Origin of the sequence: Companilactobacillus metriopterae (assembly GCF_004117915.1) — a bacterium.
Lineage (GTDB): Bacteria > Bacillota > Bacilli > Lactobacillales > Lactobacillaceae > Companilactobacillus > Companilactobacillus metriopterae.
The window spans coordinates 855074-872447 of sequence record NZ_RSTD01000001.1; the positions used below are offsets into that span (position 1 = coordinate 855074).

Genomic DNA, 17374 nt, shown 5'->3' on the forward strand with positions numbered 1-17374 from the left:
TTTTTCTTTCCCAAACTAAAAGCGCCATGCTGTTAAGCACGACGCTTTTCATTGAAATACTTACTTTTAATTTTGGATCCAGATTATGTGCCTTAATACTGTTTATTATCTTTCGTACTCGTTTACAATGTGTATTTTTATTTACTTTGAAATACGAACCATTTAGAAAACAAGAAATTACCAACAATAGCACCTACTTGACCAAAGACTTTAGCAAGTAACATTGGACTTCCAATCACAGATACTAATAACCATAAAATCAGAGCTTCAATAAAATACGTCACAATTCTAGTTGCATAGAATTTTCCCATTTCACGATAAACATACTGTGAATGGTGCTCAAATACCTTTACACGATCCACCCAAAATGCAACTTGGACCGCAATCACCCAAGTAATTCCATTAGCCATTTGATATTCAATACCTAATACATTATACGTAATATAGTAGACAGCAAAATTAACAGCTACACTAATTAATCCCCACAAAATATATCGAATAGCTTGATTACGCGTCTCCTTTGCCGAAGATACAAGCTGTCTATCTAACTCTGCTTCTGGCTCTAACATTTCAACAATTGTTTCCTCTTGATCACCAAGTTTAGTATTTTTCACAGTTAACCCCATCTTTTCACGATACTTAAATATTTATGGATTTATTATACTCTTTATTTCTTCCATTTGAGTAAAAATAAAACCTTGGAGACTAATCCCCACCAACTACCGTGAGAAGCACACTCATCACTTTAATTTCTGCTGACTATGTTCTTTGTATTATGCTACGGAGTAACGTGATTGGTGTTGACTCGAATAATCAATGAATTTAATCTGTCCCATATTAACTAATTTAAACTCACCTTACCAGACACAATATTGTTCTATCATTGCACGATCCAACGAACGAATAGGAAGAAGTTGAAAAGCAGGTACTATTCTCTTCCATTCTGTTTTAACAGCATTAGACATATACGATGGTGGTGTATTTTTTAATAATGGGAATCCATCAGAAGCCAATATTTCGGCTTCTTTTTTTTGTTCTTTTTCAGCAATTGTTGCATGCCACTCTGTATTGGCCAATAGCTTATATTTTCTACCTTTTTGTGCCATCAACTCACCTCCTTCGTGCGTATTTCTTTCTATTACTATAATCGTTGATACAACGGCATTCTGAAAACTAAAAAAACGGACTTTTCCGTGAGAAAAAGAGGACGTGCGTTCAAACAACTGTGGCAGTTAATCCCCCGTATTTTTCATTGGGGGTATCTTTGTAGTTCTCCTACTCTAGCAGCTGTTTGCGCCGACATTTAAAATCCGAAAAAATTCATTTTAAAATTTATTTTTATTTTTTGAAATTTAATTTCATTTTTTGTTTTTAATTTTTGATTTTTTCTTTTTAATTAATTTAAATCTTTCAAACAATCTTTCTTGCTTCATTCTGTCAATCTTATTCATGACACTAACTGCCTTGTCTATGTCTTGTTCACTCTCATGAAGTCTCTCAATACATTCATCCTTATCTTCCATCAAGTAATATGTAGTCAGCATCATAAGAAGCTAACAAATCAAACAACTTAATATCTGGAATGGATTGTATAATCCAAACATTATTAAATGTTTTCTCTGTTCTGAGTTTGCGCAGAATCATTTCATATATCAGATCTATATACTCTTTAACATCAATATTATTTATCAATGACTTATTTGATTCAGTTGTTTCATTACTTTCATTTAAATCAATTTGTTTATCAATCAATCTTTGTCCAGTGGAACACTTCATTAATTCATCATAATCATATACTAAGTCATGTTCTGTAATCCTAGATGAAACATAGCTATGCTTGCCACTTGCAGGGTAACCTGACACTATAGTTATCTTCATGGAACGTTTAACTCCTTTATGTTTCTTTATCCATTCTCTTTTGGTCTTCAATCTATGACAATCATTGCAAAGTGTTTCAAGATTATTTATATTCAATCTATTTTCCCAATCATCTTCAGAAGGAATTATGTGATCACCCAACTGACCTTTCATACCACAGCGAATACAAGTATCCATATCTCTGGTCAGTACTTCCTTACCATTCTCCATTGGGAACTATGGTAAAAATCTAGGGACTCTGGTTCTTCTAGCTGTCTTCTTTTGTTATACGCCTTGTAGGTTTCAGAACGAGATACCTCATCAAAATCAACAAGCACCCGTTTTCCATTCTTGAATATTAGTTTCTTTGGTTTCAAACTAATAACCCCTTATTGCAATAACTAACCAACCAATTCCTAGAACAACTAAAGCAATAATCAACGGTATAAATACTGGCAAGAAAACTAACCACCAACCCCAAGTAATAAACCCTGTTATTTTGCAATAACAAATATCAATGTTAACACTTCCAAAAAGTGCATTCTTTTGTTTGTTTCTTTAGATTTCATATATAATTAGATTTTCTTTCATTTTTAGTTAGCTATATATTTTATTATGATATTATTGCGTTAATCAGGTCACATAAAACTGTTGCAAATGCAATAATCATTTAATATAACTGCATTTTTAGTAATACTAGTCAGCTAGTTACCGTGTTATAATAACCTATAATAGAGAAGGAGAAGTACTAACATGAAAAAAACATTAAAATCAATTTTAAATAGCATGGCAATTACAATTTCAGTTTTTGCCCCTTTAGGAGCTTTAACACCAGCAATTTCTAACGCGGAGGTTACAACACCTTCTGATGAAGTACAATCTACTGAAACTAAATATGGTGATTGGAGTGATTCTGTCATTCACACTGTGGTCCAGACTAAGGATCTTTTGGGTATTCCTCTATATGATAAAGATGGTAATGTGATTGAGTATAGATCACTAGGAGCAAATTCATTCTGGTTTACTGATACAAGACATGAAAATAGTAAAACTGGAGAAGTTTTCTATAGAGTGGCCACAAATGAATATGTAAGTGAAAAATCTTTAACTTCATATGTAGAAAAATAACTTTAATCATAAATATACTAAGACATCAATATTTTATATCGATGTCTTTTTTTTTACTCAAATTGAACTCACACTATCTTGCTTAAAGGGACGATCAAATTCGTCAGTTAATTTCTGAGTAATTTGGGCATATGTACTGCCAGCTTTTCGTAAATCACTTGCTCTATTAATTTCTTTCATATTCCAAGTTCTCAAAAGCTTCCGTCTACTTACGTAAAATAGTATTATTTTTATTTCTTAATAAAACTCTTATAGTAATCAAGTGCACAATATGTAAAATACAATATTTGAAATATACCAATCATTATAAAAATAATTCTTCCAATTAAATTATCTATAGTAATAAAAAAAGCAACTGTAAACACTATTGATAAAACACTTAACCAGTTCATCATTATAAAAGACATTTTGTATTCATTTTTATATCCTCCATTTATTAGACAAAACAAAAAGCACTACCTAATTAATAGGTGTGCTTTTACTTGTTTAGTTCATTTGAACAATTACTACAATACTTTGGAGCAATGTATTTTTCCTCATTATCAATAACTACCAATATCCGAGGAATTTTATAAGAACAATGTTTACATGTATTCATATTAGGGGCATCCTTCTAGTTTTATATTTGAGACTATATTATATATTAATTTCAGAAGTAAGCAAAACAAAAAGCACAGCCGAATGAGCGACTATGCTTAGCGTTGTAATTTTTTATAGGACTACTAGTGGTAGTCTTTCTATTTTTATTTGCCTATCCTGGAAGATAGGCATAAGCAAGTAGTAGGAATCGAACCTACTATATACCAGTATTCGCTAAGGCTTTAATGGTTCAGCCATTCACACGTCTCCCAGCCAGAGAACTCTTTGAGTTTTCCGTCTTTTCTTTGACAATATCTGATCAGATAAACCGTAGGAATTTCACAACATAGTTACCATAGGCTCGATGAGGCAAGGGCTTTTAAAACCACTAGGTTAACCTTGACTCCAAAATTTAAACTAAAAACTACAATGGGTACTTTAAGTACTACTTAATCACTTAAAGTTAGGTATGGTTTAGAGTTTTCCTTCTCAATAGTTAAGGGAGGAATTGAACCCACCGATCAACTCATCAGAGATTAACCACAGTTTCCATTCGCCCGGACTAACCAGGAATTACAAGGTTATCGCCTTCACGACTATATATTCCAAACAGCCAGTCAAGGAATCGAACCTTGCACGAAAGGTTCTTATATCCCTGTCTCATAACCAATCTGACTTTTTGCTACTATATCAATTTAACATGTTGACAAGGTATACAACTACACGTTTTTGTCTACACTTATCAAACTTTTTTCAATTGCTAACAATTCCAGTAATCTATATCTTTTCTTATAGATACCGGGTACTGAATAACATAACCTATCAGCAATATCATAACACCCAAGACAATCAGAGTTAACAAATCTAAGATTATACATTTCTAATTGCTCATCGCTCATTTTATCTATAGCACGCTCACAATCATATTTTAATTTAAACAGACGTTGAAGTTCCTTATCTTCGTCTTTTTTTATTGCAAATATTTCTTGTGGCTTGATAGTAACACCAGATGAACCAACACCAGTATTAGAATCACTTTCTGTCCAGGGATGTTCTAGTGAAACAACCCTAACAGCAATATTGTAATTAACTTGTTGGTATTCTTTAAGAGCTAATTCATCTTTTGATAATTCTTTATCAACTTTTTCATAGTTGACCGCTTTATCTTCTATTGCCTCATCGATATAATCCAACGCGTCATGGAACAGTGTAGTATCCATATCTTCCGCGTAATCTAATAACTTCATGTAGTTATCAGTTAGTTCATATAATGTGGACATAGTTTATCCTTTCGTGATATATTTAGATGGTATTCAATTTATAACCATAGTCCCCTATTCAGTTGCTGCTGACTGGGACTTTTTTTGTGCCCTAGAATATTCGATATTTATCACCCCTTTCTTTGGTATAATTTTGGCAATAAATGTATATGTTGATAAACATGAACTGGTACAAGCAAGATGAAATACCTATGCAAATAGGTCATCTTATTAATGGTGAAAAATACTATATGAGTGATATTAACAAAATAAAGATAGAACATAGAGCCGACATGTTTGCTATTGATCTCATAAAGCAATATTGCATTGAAAATGATATTGAGATAAATAGTAAGATCGAACTTATCCAAAATTTTGGAATACCTGAATCAAAAATTTATTCTATGGGAATGTAACTATGCCGAAAATATTAGAAGAAATTAGTGTAAACATAACGGATAGGAAAGCTCTAAATAAGCTTGTAAGTTACGTTGCTAGAAACAGTGAAAGTTACATGTTATTTGATGGGTTATCAAATAACGAAATATTAGAACAAACTTTTGGGGAAAAAGTATATCAATTTCTATATATATCTGCAGATATTAATTTAATAAAAACCTCTGAAGATTTTTACGAAGTTTACGCAACCCCATATAATGGAGATAGATATCTTATTGGAAATATTTATTCAAAATCAAATATAAGTGATTATATAAATAGTGATAATATTGATTTTCAACTTTATCCAGAGGGTGGAAAATATAAACGTGTGGTGGCAAATGAAATGGGTCAAGAATCTGTAAAACAATTTTCAGATCCCTTAGGCTTAACATTAAGAATAGTAGATTTATCTGAAGTAATAAACAAAGACACAGGAATTAAAAATAATAGTTTTAATAACAAGAGTATAAACACTGAGACAATCGTATCTGAGGAGATAAGAATGGAAAACAGAACCAGAACACAAAGAAAATCGAACAAAAATCCATCAAATATAATTACCATTAAGCATCCCAATAAAACTGTAATTTCTTTCGATACAAATAAAGTTGTTATATCGAGAAAAGGATTATCCAATTTTGTTTTACACGGTTCAAAGGGATCTAAAACAATTCCAATAAAGTCTATAACATCGATTCAACTAAAAAAGCCGGGTTTTAATAATGGATATATTCAATTTGGTGTATTAGGCGGTATTGAATCGAATGCGGGAATAACTTCAGCAACGTCTGATGAAAATACAGTTATGTTCACTAAGAGCTACTATCCAGAGATATTAAAATTAAAAGAATACTTGGAAAATATAATATATTCACCAAATACAAATACAAATACAAATACAAATACAAATACAAATACAAATACAAATACAAATACAAATACAAATAACTATAGTACAGCAGATGAGATAATTAAATTAAAGCAATTATTTGACCAAGGAATCATTACAGAAGAACAATTTGAAAACCAAAAAAATAGCTTATTAAATAACTAAGCCACCCTAGGCTTAGCATTCTGTCCAAATACTGAAGACATTAAAAGCTGAATATACATAGGAGGAATTTGCCTTGGTAAATTCATATAAAAAATTCTGGAATAATTTAATAGACTTTTCTGGTAGAGCTAATAGACCGGATTACTGGTGGCCAATTATCATCAATTATGTGCTTGGAATTTTGATTGTACTATTTGGAATATCCCTAGTTACTATATTAGAAAATTTCACAGGCATGAAAATAACTGGAAATATTTATAGTTTTGCTTCAATTTTATCTGCGATATTAATTTATATAATTAGCATAATTATCTGGCTAGTAACCTTATCGCTTAAAGTCCGTAGACTACATGATACGGATCGTTCTGGTTGGTGGGTTCTAATTGAGTTTATTCCTATTATTGGAACAATTTGGTTCTTCATCTTAATGCTACTTCCTTCTAAGGATAGTCACTGGGTATAAATATTAATTAAATAAGCCATCCTAGGCTTAGTATTCTGTCCAAATACCGAAGACATTAAAAGCTGAATATTATTTTTAGGGAGGAATTTAATATGATAAATTCTTATAAAAAGTTTTGGAGTAATGTATTTAACTTTTCAGGTAAGTCAAATAGACCAGATTATTGGTGGCCAATTATTATTAACTGGCTTCTAGCCGTAATAATAATTGCTATAATCCAAGCAATCACTGGTCATCCATTTGAAGATATTTATAATTTTAGAGATCTATATGCAAATATGGTTTCAGATATTATTGCCATAATTGTTTGGATCGGAACACTTTCATTAAGAATTAGACGACTTCACGATACTGATAGATCAGGATGGTGGGTACTACTCAATCTAGTTCCTGTAATTGGAGTTATTTGGTTCATTATTCTAATGCTACTTCCTTCAAAGGATAGTCGCTGGAATTAATAATATTTTATAAATAAGCCACCCTAGGCTTATTTATTTTTACCCAAATTATTACATAAATGTAAGTATTATTGTATTAAACAATATGATAATTTATTTTTAATACTAAATTTAGGAGTGGTTTAATGAATAATATATTGAAGAAGGGTTTATCAACATTTGATATAAAAGTATTGGGTATTACACTAATGTTTATAGACCATATACATCAAATGTTTGCACCTATGGGAGCTCCTGGATGGTTAGATTGGTTTGGTAGACCAGTAGCCACCATATTCTTCTTTGTAAGTGTTATAGGTTTTTCACATACACATGATAAAAAGAAATATATGCTTCGATTATATATATCAATGTTTCTTATGGGATTATTTACATATTTTATTGGAAAATTAGTTGAATTTCCTCAAGTTGTTTTAATTAATAATATATTTAGAGATCTATTCATTGGAACAGTTATGATGTATGCAATAGACGTTATTGTTTCCGGAAAAAACACAAAAAACATTTTAAAAATTATAGCTGGTATTATACTTTTTTTACTGCCAACAATCCTTTCACTTCTTATTCCTTTAATTTTCAGTCCTTCACTATCATCAAATCACATATTATTTTTACTTATTACTTCTGCCTTACCTGCTATTCTGTTAGCAGAAAATACTATAACGGTATTTTTAATACCTGCACTTTATTTGGCAAGAGATAATAGAATAGTACAATGTGCTTTAATAATTATTGTTTCTTCTATTTTCATGATAGTTGGAGACTCACAATGGATTATGATTTTTTCAATAATTCCTATTCTTCTTTATAATGGTAAAAAAGGACGTGGAATGAAATATTTTTTCTACATTTTCTACCCGGCACATATTGCCATTTTATATTTAATATCTGCGTATATTTACAATCATTAATAATATTTAATCTAAATAAGTCTAATTTATGGCTTATTTATTTTTACCTAAATTAGGAGGTTGGACCATGGCAAGTATATATAAACGTGGCAAAACATGGACTTATGAAGTTTCATATTATGAAAATGGAAAGAAACACAAGACCACTAAGGGTGGTTTTAAACGTCAGACAGATGCTAAAAATGCTGCTATTGAAATAGAATCCAAGAAAAATAAAATCGGTCTATCTACTGATGATAATATAAGCTTCTCTGACTACTTTCTGGACTGGGTAAAAACTTATAAGCTGGGAAAAGTAAGTATTGGTGTAGAGAAAAGATATTTAAAGCTAGCTAGTGATATTAAAAAGTTCTTTGGTAATAAACCTATTAAAGAAATTAAACGCCAAGACTACCAAAAATTCATAGATAGTGTTGGAAAAAATCATGTAAGACATACAGTAATAAGGACTAATGGTTCTATTAGGAAAGCAGTTATTGATGCAATAGATGATGGAATTATATACAAAAATTTTACAAATCGTGTTGTGTTAACTGTTTCGACAGAAAAGCAAAACGAGCACAATTATTTGGATGAAGAAGATATTATTAAATTAAAAAATTATTGTGTTGAAAATCAGTCAATGATGTATATAACTTTATCCGAAATCTTATTTGCTCTATTAACTTGCTGTAGATATGGAGAAGTAGGTGGACTCACATGGGATTGTATTGATTTCAAAAATAAGACAGTTGATATAAACAAGACTTATGACTATATAAACAGAACTGGTTTCAAACCAACAAAAACAAAATCTTCTGTAAAACAGATAAGTATAAATGATGATTTAATTCATATGTTTAAAAAGATTAAAATTCAGCAAAATGAGCACTTTTTAAAAAATGGGTTTAAGAATACAGAGAAACTAGTATTTCTAAGTAATAGGAATCAAGTGCCTACAAGTAATGGTGTTAATAAAACTCTTTCTAAAGTTTTAAAAGAATTGGAAATCGATAATCAAATTACTTTTCATGGTTTAAGACATACGCACGCTTCATATTTAATTTCAAAAGATGTAAGTATAGATTATATCTCTGAACGTCTAGGTCATGCTGATACTTCTATAACTTCCAAAATTTATATTCATCTATTAAAAGATAAAAGAGAAGAAGAGAATAATAAGACAATTCAACTTCTAAATAACATATAAATTTGTGGGACATTTTTAAAATGTGGGACAAATTTTCTATATGTTTGCCCTAACTTCGGAAAACAAAAAAAACCCTAATCCCTTGATATTTAAAGGATTAAGGCTTTTTATATTTATTTGTGCTTTAGGTTTGCTAAAGCTTTTAATGTCACGAGTGAGATTCGAACTCACGACCTACGGTTTAGAAGACCGTTGCTCTATCCAACTGAGCCACCGTGACATGACATTACTCGATATATTATAGAGAATGTACCCTAGTCATGTCAACGGTTTTCTGCAGTTTATTTCATAAATTATTTTGTAAAGAAAATCTCATTACATGCATTACAAATTGCAATTTTCACATGTTCAAATGTTAATCCACCTTGTATATACATTGTGTACGGTGGACGCATTGGTCCGTCAACGGAAAGTTCAATACTAGCGCCAGATACAAAGGTTCCTGCCGCCATTACAACTTCGTCTTCGTAACCTGCCATAGCGCTTGCCACTGGTACTACATTAGAATCAATTGGTGAAAATTTTTGGATATTTTTAGCGAATGTCAACATTTTATCTGGATCATTAAAAATAATAGTTTGGATTAAATCTGTTCTATCATCATTCCACTTAGGAGCAACATTCAATCCCAATTTTTCGAAGATAGCTGCCTCAAAGATTGCCCCCTTAATAGCATTACCTGTAACTCTAGGAGCCATAAAGAAACCTTGGAACATTTCTGCTAGTCGATCGATTGTTGCTCCCTCAGAAGCGCCTATACCGGGTGCTGTTAGGCGGTAACTGGCCAATTCAACCAATTCTGACTTACCTACGATATAGCCACCCACTTTAGCAAGACCGCCACCAGCATTCTTTATTAATGAACCTGCCATAATATCTACTCCAACTTCATTAGGTTCTATTGTTTCTGAAAATTCACCGTAACAATTATCTGCAAAAATTATGACATCTTTGTCAATTTCTCGTATTTTTTCGACAATTTCAGATATTTCAGAAACTGTGAGTGACTTACGATCTGAATATCCTTTTGATCTTTGAATAGCCACTACTTTAGGATTTTGTTCAGCAATTTTACTCTGCATTGTTTCAAAATCAACATGATCGCCGTTCATTTCAACATAATCAAATTTAATATCATAATCTATTAATGAACCTTTTTTATTACCTGCGATACCAACAACTTCTTGCATAGTATCATAAGGTTTACCTGTCACATATAATAGACCATCATTGGGGCGCAACATTCCGAAAAGTGCTGTAGCCAATGTGTGTGTTCCGGATACAAATTGTGGACGCACCAGTGCTGCTTCTGTTTTAAAAACTTCTGCATAGACTTCTTCTAACTGATCTCTACCTCGGTCGTCATCGCCATACCCGGTTGTTCCCAACAAACTACTTTCATCTACACTAGCATTTCTAAAGGCAGTTAGAACCTTATTTTGATTGTCTAATACTCGCTCATCTATTTCTAAAAGTTTCTCAGAAATTTGTTTGTCAGTTTCCTCGATGAGATTATTTAATTCCTTTGGAAAGTTCTCATTCCATTTAGCCATGATTTCCTCCTAAAAATTCTCTAATTTTCTCTTCTATTTCTTCTTTAAAGTCGGGATTTCCCCTTACATTAAACCAAATTATTTCTTCCATCTGATTTCTAAAATATGTAAATTGTCTCTTAGCAAATCTTCGTGAATTCTTCTTTACTTCTTCTACACAATTTTCTAAACTATTAGTTTTATCAAAGTATGGGAAAAACTCTTTATAGCCTATTCCATTTTTTGCTTGCGGAATAGATTCTTTGTTTTTATAAACATACTCTGCCTCTGATAATAAGCCCAAATCCATCATTTTATCTACTCGAGAATTTATACTTTCGTATAATTCTTGGCGATCATCAGTAAGTCCTATTATCAAAAATTCATAGTCATTCTTGTGTTCTTCTTGATCTAAAATAGATTTACCAGTAATTCTTTTTACTTCAATTGCTCTGATAATTCTTCTAGGATTTTGGATATCTAATTGATCATAAGCTTCAGGATCTTCTTCTCTTAAGATGTCTTTTAAAGCAGATATTCCCTTCTCTTCTAAAATCAAATTAAGTTGATTACGTTGCTCCTTAGATGATTTGGATTCTCCTCCAAAATTCATTCCTTCAACTAGTGAATTCAGATAAAATCCTGTCCCTCCGACAAGAATAGGTAGTATATTTCTAGAATACAACTCATCAATACATTGGCTAGCTTGATCCTGAAATTGTTTTACTGAATATTCCTCAGTGACGTCCAAAATATCCACTAAATGGTGAGGGACTTTAGCTAATTCTTCTTTAGAATCTTTGGCTGTTCCTATATCTAATTTTCTGTAAACCTGCATAGAATCACCTGAAATAATTTCAGCATTAAATTTTTCTGCTAATTCTAATCCTAATGCACTTTTACCAACCGCTGTAGGTCCTACTATTGCAACTACCTTTTTCAAAAATATACTCCTAACATATATTATTCTAGAATTTTTTTATTAAATGCGTCATAATGTAGTTAAAGAATTGGAGGATGATAACATTATGGCTAAGAAACAAAAACGTATGCGATTTACTAAGGGATTCATTGTAGGTGCTGTTACTACTGCTTCTGCAGTATATGGTGCAGTGCACGCATTCAAGAAAACAGTTATTGAACCAGAAAACAAAGAAATCGAACGTGTAGAAGAAAATCGCCGTCGTGCTAATAGAAAAAGTCTACAAGCACACCAAGGTTAATTATAACAAAAAAAGACTGAAGCTATTAATTAGCTTCAGTCTTTTTTATTTGATTTTGTCTTACCTTCCCAATTTGAGAAGCGATCTTCTAGCCATTTTACATCTGTAAAACCTTGTTTTTGCAACTTTATTGCTGCTCGAACACAGACATTTTTTCTTTCATCGTACAGATATACTGGAAGATCTGGACGTAGCTCTCCACTTACATATTTAAATTGAGAATATGGCAAGTTTCTAGCTCCTAATATGTGTTTGGTGTCAAATTGGCCTTTCTCTCTTAAATCGACAATTTGAGCTTTTCTCATGGTTGATTCAAAATTCTCTTGGCTGATTGAACCATTCATTCTTCTACCGATAATGGCATAGTATGACCATGATCCTACAAAATAAAGAATAATTGCTATCACAATAACATATAAAACAATATTTAAAATTTGCATAATAAACCCCTGTATATTAATTACTTATTATTGATAAGTGAAGCAGCACCAATAACACCAGCACCATTTCCAAGACTAGCAAGACGAACTTCTGTCGAGTTCTTAACAGTAGCAAATTCATTTTTCAACATTGATTTTTCTACTTTTTCTAGCAAGAAGTCTCCGGCAGCTGAAACTCCACCACCAATGATTACATACTTGGGATTCAGCGCATTTGATAAGTTTGCTAGTGCAAATCCTAATGAATCACAGACATGATTAGCAACTAAAAGTGCCAAATCATCATCTTTTTTAGCAAGATCAAAAACATCTTTAGCTGAAATATCTTGTCCATCATCAAGCATTGCCTTTAGTTCTGAAGGGCCAGCATATTCTGCAGCCATTTCACGAGCTACTTGAACGATACCAGTAGCTGAAGCAATAGTTTCCAAACAACCACGTTTACCACATGTACACATGAAACCATTAGGTTCTACTGTAATGTGTCCAATTTCACCACCAGCACCTGCTGTACCATGAATTAATTTTCCATTGGCAATAATTCCACCACCAACACCAGTTCCTAGGGTAACAAAAATAACATCATCAGCATTGTTTCCGGCACCCATCCATTTTTCACCAAGTGCAGCAACATTAGCATCATTTTCAACTACTACAGGAATTCCTGTACCTTCTGATATATCACGAACTGGGAAAACAGGTTTAGTTGCCCAATTTAAGTTGTATGCTCCAACAACACTGCCCTCTTCAAAATTAATTGTTCCAGGTGAACCCATACCAATTCCTTCAAACTGATCTGCAGTCATATCATACATTTTTAAATGATGGTTAATTGAATCAATGATACTTGGAATGATCATTTGACCTTCATTCAAAACGTTTGTTTCAATACTCCATTTTTGTTGGATTTCACCATCTTTAGTAAGAATAGCAAATTTAATAGTTGTTCCACCTAGATCAACACCAATTAATTTTTTATCTGCCATTTGTTTCACCTTTTTCCTTTTCTTCTTCTTTTCTATGTTCGCTTTTTAAAATTAACTGAGCGTTTATAAAAACTTCCTTCTCTATCATATTGTTATCATAGAGATTTCTTAATTCTAAGGACATAAGCTCAATGTCCCACTCTCTTTTACCTAAATGTACATAAGTTCCGTATCGTTTTAAAAGTTGTTGTACATCATATAGTGTTCTAAATTCCTGTATTGCCATAAGCACCCATTCCTTTTGAATACATATAGTATGATACGGCAACTAATGCTATAACTGCAAGAATTCTGACGTAAATATTTGTTTTTCTAGCTCCAGTAATTCCAACTACAAAAGTAATCAAAAATCCACCGATAGCTCCACCAATATGTCCCCAAATATCAATACCAGCAGCAAATAGATCAAAAGCCAAGTTTAAGATGATCAATCCTAAAAAGCTCTTACCCATTTCTCTAATGTAATTATTGCTGCTGTACATAATACCTAAAGCAATAAATGATGCGAATAATCCAAAAATTGACGTACTGGCACCTGCAGAAAGTGCATAGGATGAACCAAATGCATAACTAGCTAAATTTCCAACAACACCACTTATTAAAAATACGATTATAAATCTTATTTTTCCTAATATTGGTTCCAAATACTGACCAACAATATATAAAGAAAAACAATTCATAAATAAATGCATAAACCCTATATGCAAAAACATAGGTGTAATAAGTCTCCACCACTGTCCACTAGTAACGAGATTATTTGTTTTAGCACCCATAGTCAGTAAAACTTGTGGATTTGTTGATCCGCCTATTAGTGTTTCAATGACAAAAACAGCAACTAATAAAATGATCAAACCATATGTGGCTGGTAAACTTTGATTTCTATAAGAAAACATCGTATTATTTCTCCTTTGATACAGATATAATCTCATCGATTGGCTGATCTAATGAATAAACAGGCCAAGGAGTATTTATATAAAATTGACGTGACAATGCTAGTGAAATTGTTTTAGTAGGATATTTTGAAAGATAGCGATCGAAGTACCCTGCTCCAAATCCTAATCTTGCATGTTCATTATCAGAAAAGGCCAGCCCAGGAACAATAATCAAATCTGGTGGATTCAATACATTTTCACCGGCAGCAATTGGTTCTTTTACTCCAAATGAACTAGTTTCAAGAATAGTAGACTTTGTATATTTGACAAAATCCATTGAGTAATCTTGATATGTCTTAGGAATATATACTTCCTTACCCATATTCCAACAAGTCTCAACAATTGGAAGAGTTGGCAATTCACCTGACATACTTAGAGTAATTCCTATAGTCTCACTCTTTATAAATGTAGGATTATCAAATAATTTTGAATAAATTTGATTGATTTCTTTTTGAGATTCATTTGAACTCAAAAAATCATCTAGTAGATCCATCTGTTTTTTTCGAAAACTTACCTTATCCAAAAGCGTTTCCTCCTGTAAAAAAAAACAACAGGTTAATTATCCTGTTGTTTATTTTGTTTCACGATGTAATGTAACAACTCTTTCGCGTGGGCAATATTTTTGTAATTCCAAACGGTCTGGGTTGTTTCTTTTACTTTTATTTGTAAGATATGTACGTTCTTTACATGAAGTACATTCCATTGTGATATTTACTCTCATCTTGGAAACTTCCTTTCAACAAATTTAACAAAATTCAACCTATAAAATATACCACTTTTTACATGATATTAAAAGTATTAATTTAGTTTTACTTAGCCATTGTAGCAAAATAATCTTCATAAATTTGATGAGCTACAATTTGTGGATAACTTCCTTTTTCATCAGTTAGATTAGGAAATACAATTGCAAGTGCAATGTTTGCATCATTCGATGGTCCGTATGTTACTAAACTAGTTGTAACAGTTGCCGGTGGATTAGGATCATTAGGTTTCTTTGGATCAAAGTAGAAGGATTGAGCTGTACCTGTTTTAGCTGAAACAGATTCTGATAAATCAGCTAATCTGGTAGCTGTTGTCCAATATTTTGTTCCGTGAACAGCATTGTACATACCTTTTTTAACAACAGCCAATTCTTCATTTGTAAATCCGACTTTGTTCAATACTTTAGGTGAAGTAACTGATTCCAGTTGTCCTTTTTTACCATCATTTTGAGTTTGTTGGATAGATTGAACAATATATGGTTGCATTCGATAACCACCATTCGCAATTGTTGAAATGTATTGTGCCATTTCAATCAATGTATATGCATCATAGTTACCAAATGATAAATCAAGCGCAGAACCAGTCTTCAATGAACCGTTTGAATTCATTGTTGCACCTTCAATACCTTCTGTTTCTCCAGATATATCAATTCCTGTCTTAACTCCTAGACCGAATTGGTTGAAGTAACCTCTAAGTTTATTAAAGATATCGGAATCCATTGATATATATGAATTGGGAACGTATTTAGCATTAGCTTCTTTCATTGCAAGTGCCATCATATATTCATTTGATGATACTTCTAGAGCACTTGCAGCATCCAATGAACTATATGTTCCAATAGGATAAACAGATTTCTTAACTGGTGTACCGGGTAAGTAGATAGGATTATCAGCCAGTGTGTTATTAGTTGGCGTGATAACTCCATCCATCATAGCACCTAGCACAGTAGCACCCTTAACAGCTGATCCCATTACAAAGGTTCTATTGATAACTCCAAGTGCATCTTCTGTAGTTTTACCAGTAGTAGGATCATTTCTAATTCCTGCCATTGCCAGAACTTGTCCTGTTTTAGGATTCATAGCTACTGCATAAGCACCATCTGAATACGATGTTTTTCCTGCAGCTTTAGCAGACGCATATGTTGAAGAAAGTGCAGCTTGAACTTTAGTTTGAAAATCAGAATCAATTGTTAAATTAAGATTTCCACCCTTTTGTCCTTTGTAAACAACTTTACTTTTCTTAACTTGATTGTCTGATCCAATCTGAACTTCTTTTTCACTCTTTGTACCGGAAAGAATTGATTCATAGCTCTTTTCTAGATAACTAGTACCAACTCTATCATTTCTAGAATATCCATTTGCAAGCATAGTATTTAGTTCATCATCAGGAATACCTTGCTTCTCTGTAGACACTCCACCAATAATACTTTTAATTGAAGTACCTTCAGGATATGAGCGGGTCCAGTTGCTTCCTACATCTATACCAGGTAGTTCTGTTAAGTTTTCACTAACTCTGGCAATTTCAGAACTAGAAAGTTTTTTATCTTTCAAGTAGACAGTTGAATATGTGTAAGCAGCATTCATCTTTTTAAAGGTTGTTGCTTTAGACAATTGTTTTGAAGTCAAATTAATTCCTTGACTCTCAACATATTCAACCTCATTTTTATACAACTCAGCTGTTTTCAAATTATTACCGCTAGAATCTTGTTTTTTAGATTTTGGCAGTGCTTTGATCACTGACTCTGATTTACCTGGAGCCGCTAAAATATAATCTGCCTTATCACGGCTAGACAATTTTTCTTTGGGAATATTAACATAATTAGATAGACGATTGGCTACTTCATAAATGTCAGTACTCTTGACCCCAGAACTCTTAGTATAGGTAATAGCACTTTGAGTAGTATTACCTACTAGTAAGCGACCTTTTGAGTCATAAATCATACCACGAGGGACATCCCCCTTCATAGAAGTCTTGTCAGTACGTTCTACTTCGGCTTGAAATTTATTTCCGTATATAATTTGTAAATAAGCTAGTTGTCCTACTAATAAGGCAAATAATATAAATACAATTAATAATAATAAGTTCAGTCTAAAAGGAATAGCAGATCCTGATTTTTTATCTGCTCGACCTCTTATGACGTCTAGTATTCTTTTCATTAAT

The 17374-nt window shown here is 32.2% G+C and carries 22 protein-coding genes and 1 tRNA gene; 8 read left to right on the plus strand and 15 right to left on the minus strand.

Annotated features, from left to right (window positions below):
• Nucleotides 1–137: 137 nt before the first annotated feature.
• The 3 genes from EKN01_RS04415 to EKN01_RS07905 form a co-directional block, all read right to left on the minus strand.
• The gene (locus EKN01_RS04415; protein ID WP_241685243.1) at nucleotides 138–614 is read right to left on the minus strand and encodes a GtrA family protein; all 477 of its coding nucleotides are present in this window, start codon (nucleotides 612–614) and stop codon (nucleotides 138–140) included.
• 243 nt (nucleotides 615–857) lie between these two features.
• Entirely contained in the window at nucleotides 858–1106 is a 249-nt protein-coding gene (locus EKN01_RS04420) for a hypothetical protein (protein ID WP_129045146.1), read from the minus strand.
• A 406-nt stretch (nucleotides 1107–1512) separates the two neighbouring features.
• Entirely contained in the window at nucleotides 1513–2055 is a 543-nt protein-coding gene (locus tag EKN01_RS07905) for an HNH endonuclease signature motif containing protein (protein ID WP_241685244.1), read from the minus strand.
• 555 nt (nucleotides 2056–2610) lie between these two features.
• Between EKN01_RS07905 and EKN01_RS04430 the strand changes: the two genes are divergently transcribed.
• Complete coding sequence (locus tag EKN01_RS04430; RefSeq protein WP_129045147.1) at nucleotides 2611–2985, plus strand: hypothetical protein; 375 nt, start codon at nucleotides 2611–2613, stop codon at nucleotides 2983–2985.
• A gap of 57 nt (nucleotides 2986–3042) precedes the next feature.
• Here EKN01_RS04430 and EKN01_RS07830 read toward each other — a convergent pair whose 3' ends face one another.
• Nucleotides 3043–3180 carry a hypothetical protein gene (locus EKN01_RS07830; protein WP_164966364.1) on the minus strand — a complete coding sequence of 46 codons (138 nt, stop codon included), beginning with the start codon at nucleotides 3178–3180 and terminating at the stop codon, nucleotides 3043–3045.
• Between the two features lie 1103 nt (nucleotides 3181–4283).
• A complete protein-coding gene (locus EKN01_RS04435; protein ID WP_129045148.1) occupies nucleotides 4284–4844 on the minus strand; it encodes a DUF722 domain-containing protein in 561 nt (186 codons plus the stop codon).
• A 161-nt stretch (nucleotides 4845–5005) separates the two neighbouring features.
• On the opposite strand from EKN01_RS04435, the gene EKN01_RS04440 reads away from it, so the two are divergent.
• The 6 genes from EKN01_RS04440 (at nucleotide 5006) to EKN01_RS04465 (ending at nucleotide 9339) form a co-directional block, all read left to right on the plus strand.
• On the plus strand, nucleotides 5006–5239 hold the full coding sequence (locus EKN01_RS04440; protein WP_129045149.1) for a hypothetical protein: 234 nt from the start codon (nucleotides 5006–5008) through the stop codon (nucleotides 5237–5239).
• A gap of 2 nt (nucleotides 5240–5241) precedes the next feature.
• The gene (locus EKN01_RS07910) at nucleotides 5242–6318 is read left to right on the plus strand and encodes a DUF4429 domain-containing protein (RefSeq protein WP_241685245.1); all 1077 of its coding nucleotides are present in this window, start codon (nucleotides 5242–5244) and stop codon (nucleotides 6316–6318) included.
• A gap of 73 nt (nucleotides 6319–6391) precedes the next feature.
• Complete coding sequence (locus tag EKN01_RS04450) at nucleotides 6392–6781, plus strand: DUF805 domain-containing protein (protein WP_129045150.1); 390 nt, start codon at nucleotides 6392–6394, stop codon at nucleotides 6779–6781.
• A gap of 92 nt (nucleotides 6782–6873) precedes the next feature.
• Nucleotides 6874–7239: a DUF805 domain-containing protein gene (locus EKN01_RS04455; RefSeq protein WP_129045151.1), complete on the plus strand. Its 366-nt coding sequence runs from the start codon at nucleotides 6874–6876 to the stop codon at nucleotides 7237–7239.
• A gap of 125 nt (nucleotides 7240–7364) precedes the next feature.
• Nucleotides 7365–8150 (plus strand): TraX family protein, encoded by a 786-nt coding sequence (locus EKN01_RS04460; RefSeq protein WP_129045152.1) that lies wholly within the window; start codon nucleotides 7365–7367, stop codon nucleotides 8148–8150.
• Between the two features lie 67 nt (nucleotides 8151–8217).
• Nucleotides 8218–9339, plus strand: a complete 1122-nt coding sequence (locus EKN01_RS04465; RefSeq protein ID WP_164966365.1) for a tyrosine-type recombinase/integrase — start codon at nucleotides 8218–8220, stop codon at nucleotides 9337–9339.
• 146 nt (nucleotides 9340–9485) lie between these two features.
• Here EKN01_RS04465 and EKN01_RS04470 read toward each other — a convergent pair.
• From EKN01_RS04470 to miaA, 3 genes are all read right to left on the minus strand, one after another.
• Nucleotides 9486–9559, minus strand: a tRNA-Arg gene (locus EKN01_RS04470).
• Nucleotides 9560–9632: 73 nt separating this feature from the next.
• Nucleotides 9633–10892: a methionine gamma-lyase family protein gene (locus EKN01_RS04475; RefSeq protein WP_129045154.1), complete on the minus strand. Its 1260-nt coding sequence runs from the start codon at nucleotides 10890–10892 to the stop codon at nucleotides 9633–9635.
• Entirely contained in the window at nucleotides 10885–11814 is a 930-nt protein-coding gene (miaA, locus tag EKN01_RS04480; RefSeq protein WP_129045155.1) for a tRNA (adenosine(37)-N6)-dimethylallyltransferase MiaA, read from the minus strand. Before miaA ends, EKN01_RS04475 begins: the two co-directional genes overlap by 8 nt.
• 85 nt (nucleotides 11815–11899) lie before the next feature.
• Here miaA and EKN01_RS04485 point away from each other — a divergent pair, with 85 nt between their 5' ends.
• Nucleotides 11900–12094 (plus strand): DUF3042 family protein, encoded by a 195-nt coding sequence (locus tag EKN01_RS04485; protein WP_099974966.1) that lies wholly within the window; start codon nucleotides 11900–11902, stop codon nucleotides 12092–12094.
• Nucleotides 12095–12129: 35 nt separating this feature from the next.
• On the opposite strand, the gene EKN01_RS04490 is transcribed toward EKN01_RS04485, so the two are convergent.
• The 7 genes from EKN01_RS04490 to EKN01_RS04520 form a co-directional block, all read right to left on the minus strand.
• Nucleotides 12130–12534 (minus strand): rhodanese-like domain-containing protein, encoded by a 405-nt coding sequence (locus tag EKN01_RS04490; protein ID WP_129045156.1) that lies wholly within the window; start codon nucleotides 12532–12534, stop codon nucleotides 12130–12132.
• A 20-nt stretch (nucleotides 12535–12554) separates the two neighbouring features.
• Nucleotides 12555–13520: an ROK family glucokinase gene (locus EKN01_RS04495; RefSeq protein WP_129045157.1), complete on the minus strand. Its 966-nt coding sequence runs from the start codon at nucleotides 13518–13520 to the stop codon at nucleotides 12555–12557.
• The gene (locus tag EKN01_RS04500) at nucleotides 13510–13746 is read right to left on the minus strand and encodes a YqgQ family protein (protein WP_179946631.1); all 237 of its coding nucleotides are present in this window, start codon (nucleotides 13744–13746) and stop codon (nucleotides 13510–13512) included. The genes EKN01_RS04495 and EKN01_RS04500 overlap by 11 nt, the downstream gene beginning before the upstream one ends.
• Complete coding sequence (locus EKN01_RS04505) at nucleotides 13727–14413, minus strand: rhomboid family intramembrane serine protease (protein ID WP_129045158.1); 687 nt, start codon at nucleotides 14411–14413, stop codon at nucleotides 13727–13729. The genes EKN01_RS04500 and EKN01_RS04505 overlap by 20 nt, the downstream gene beginning before the upstream one ends.
• Nucleotides 14414–14417: 4 nt before the next feature.
• Nucleotides 14418–14975, minus strand: a complete 558-nt coding sequence (locus EKN01_RS04510) for a 5-formyltetrahydrofolate cyclo-ligase (RefSeq protein ID WP_129045159.1) — start codon at nucleotides 14973–14975, stop codon at nucleotides 14418–14420.
• A 48-nt stretch (nucleotides 14976–15023) separates the two neighbouring features.
• Nucleotides 15024–15173: a 50S ribosomal protein L33 gene (rpmG, locus tag EKN01_RS04515; protein WP_099974971.1), complete on the minus strand. Its 150-nt coding sequence runs from the start codon at nucleotides 15171–15173 to the stop codon at nucleotides 15024–15026.
• A gap of 88 nt (nucleotides 15174–15261) precedes the next feature.
• The gene (locus EKN01_RS04520; RefSeq protein WP_129045160.1) at nucleotides 15262–17370 is read right to left on the minus strand and encodes a peptidoglycan D,D-transpeptidase FtsI family protein; all 2109 of its coding nucleotides are present in this window, start codon (nucleotides 17368–17370) and stop codon (nucleotides 15262–15264) included.
• Nucleotides 17371–17374: the final 4 nt, after the last annotated feature.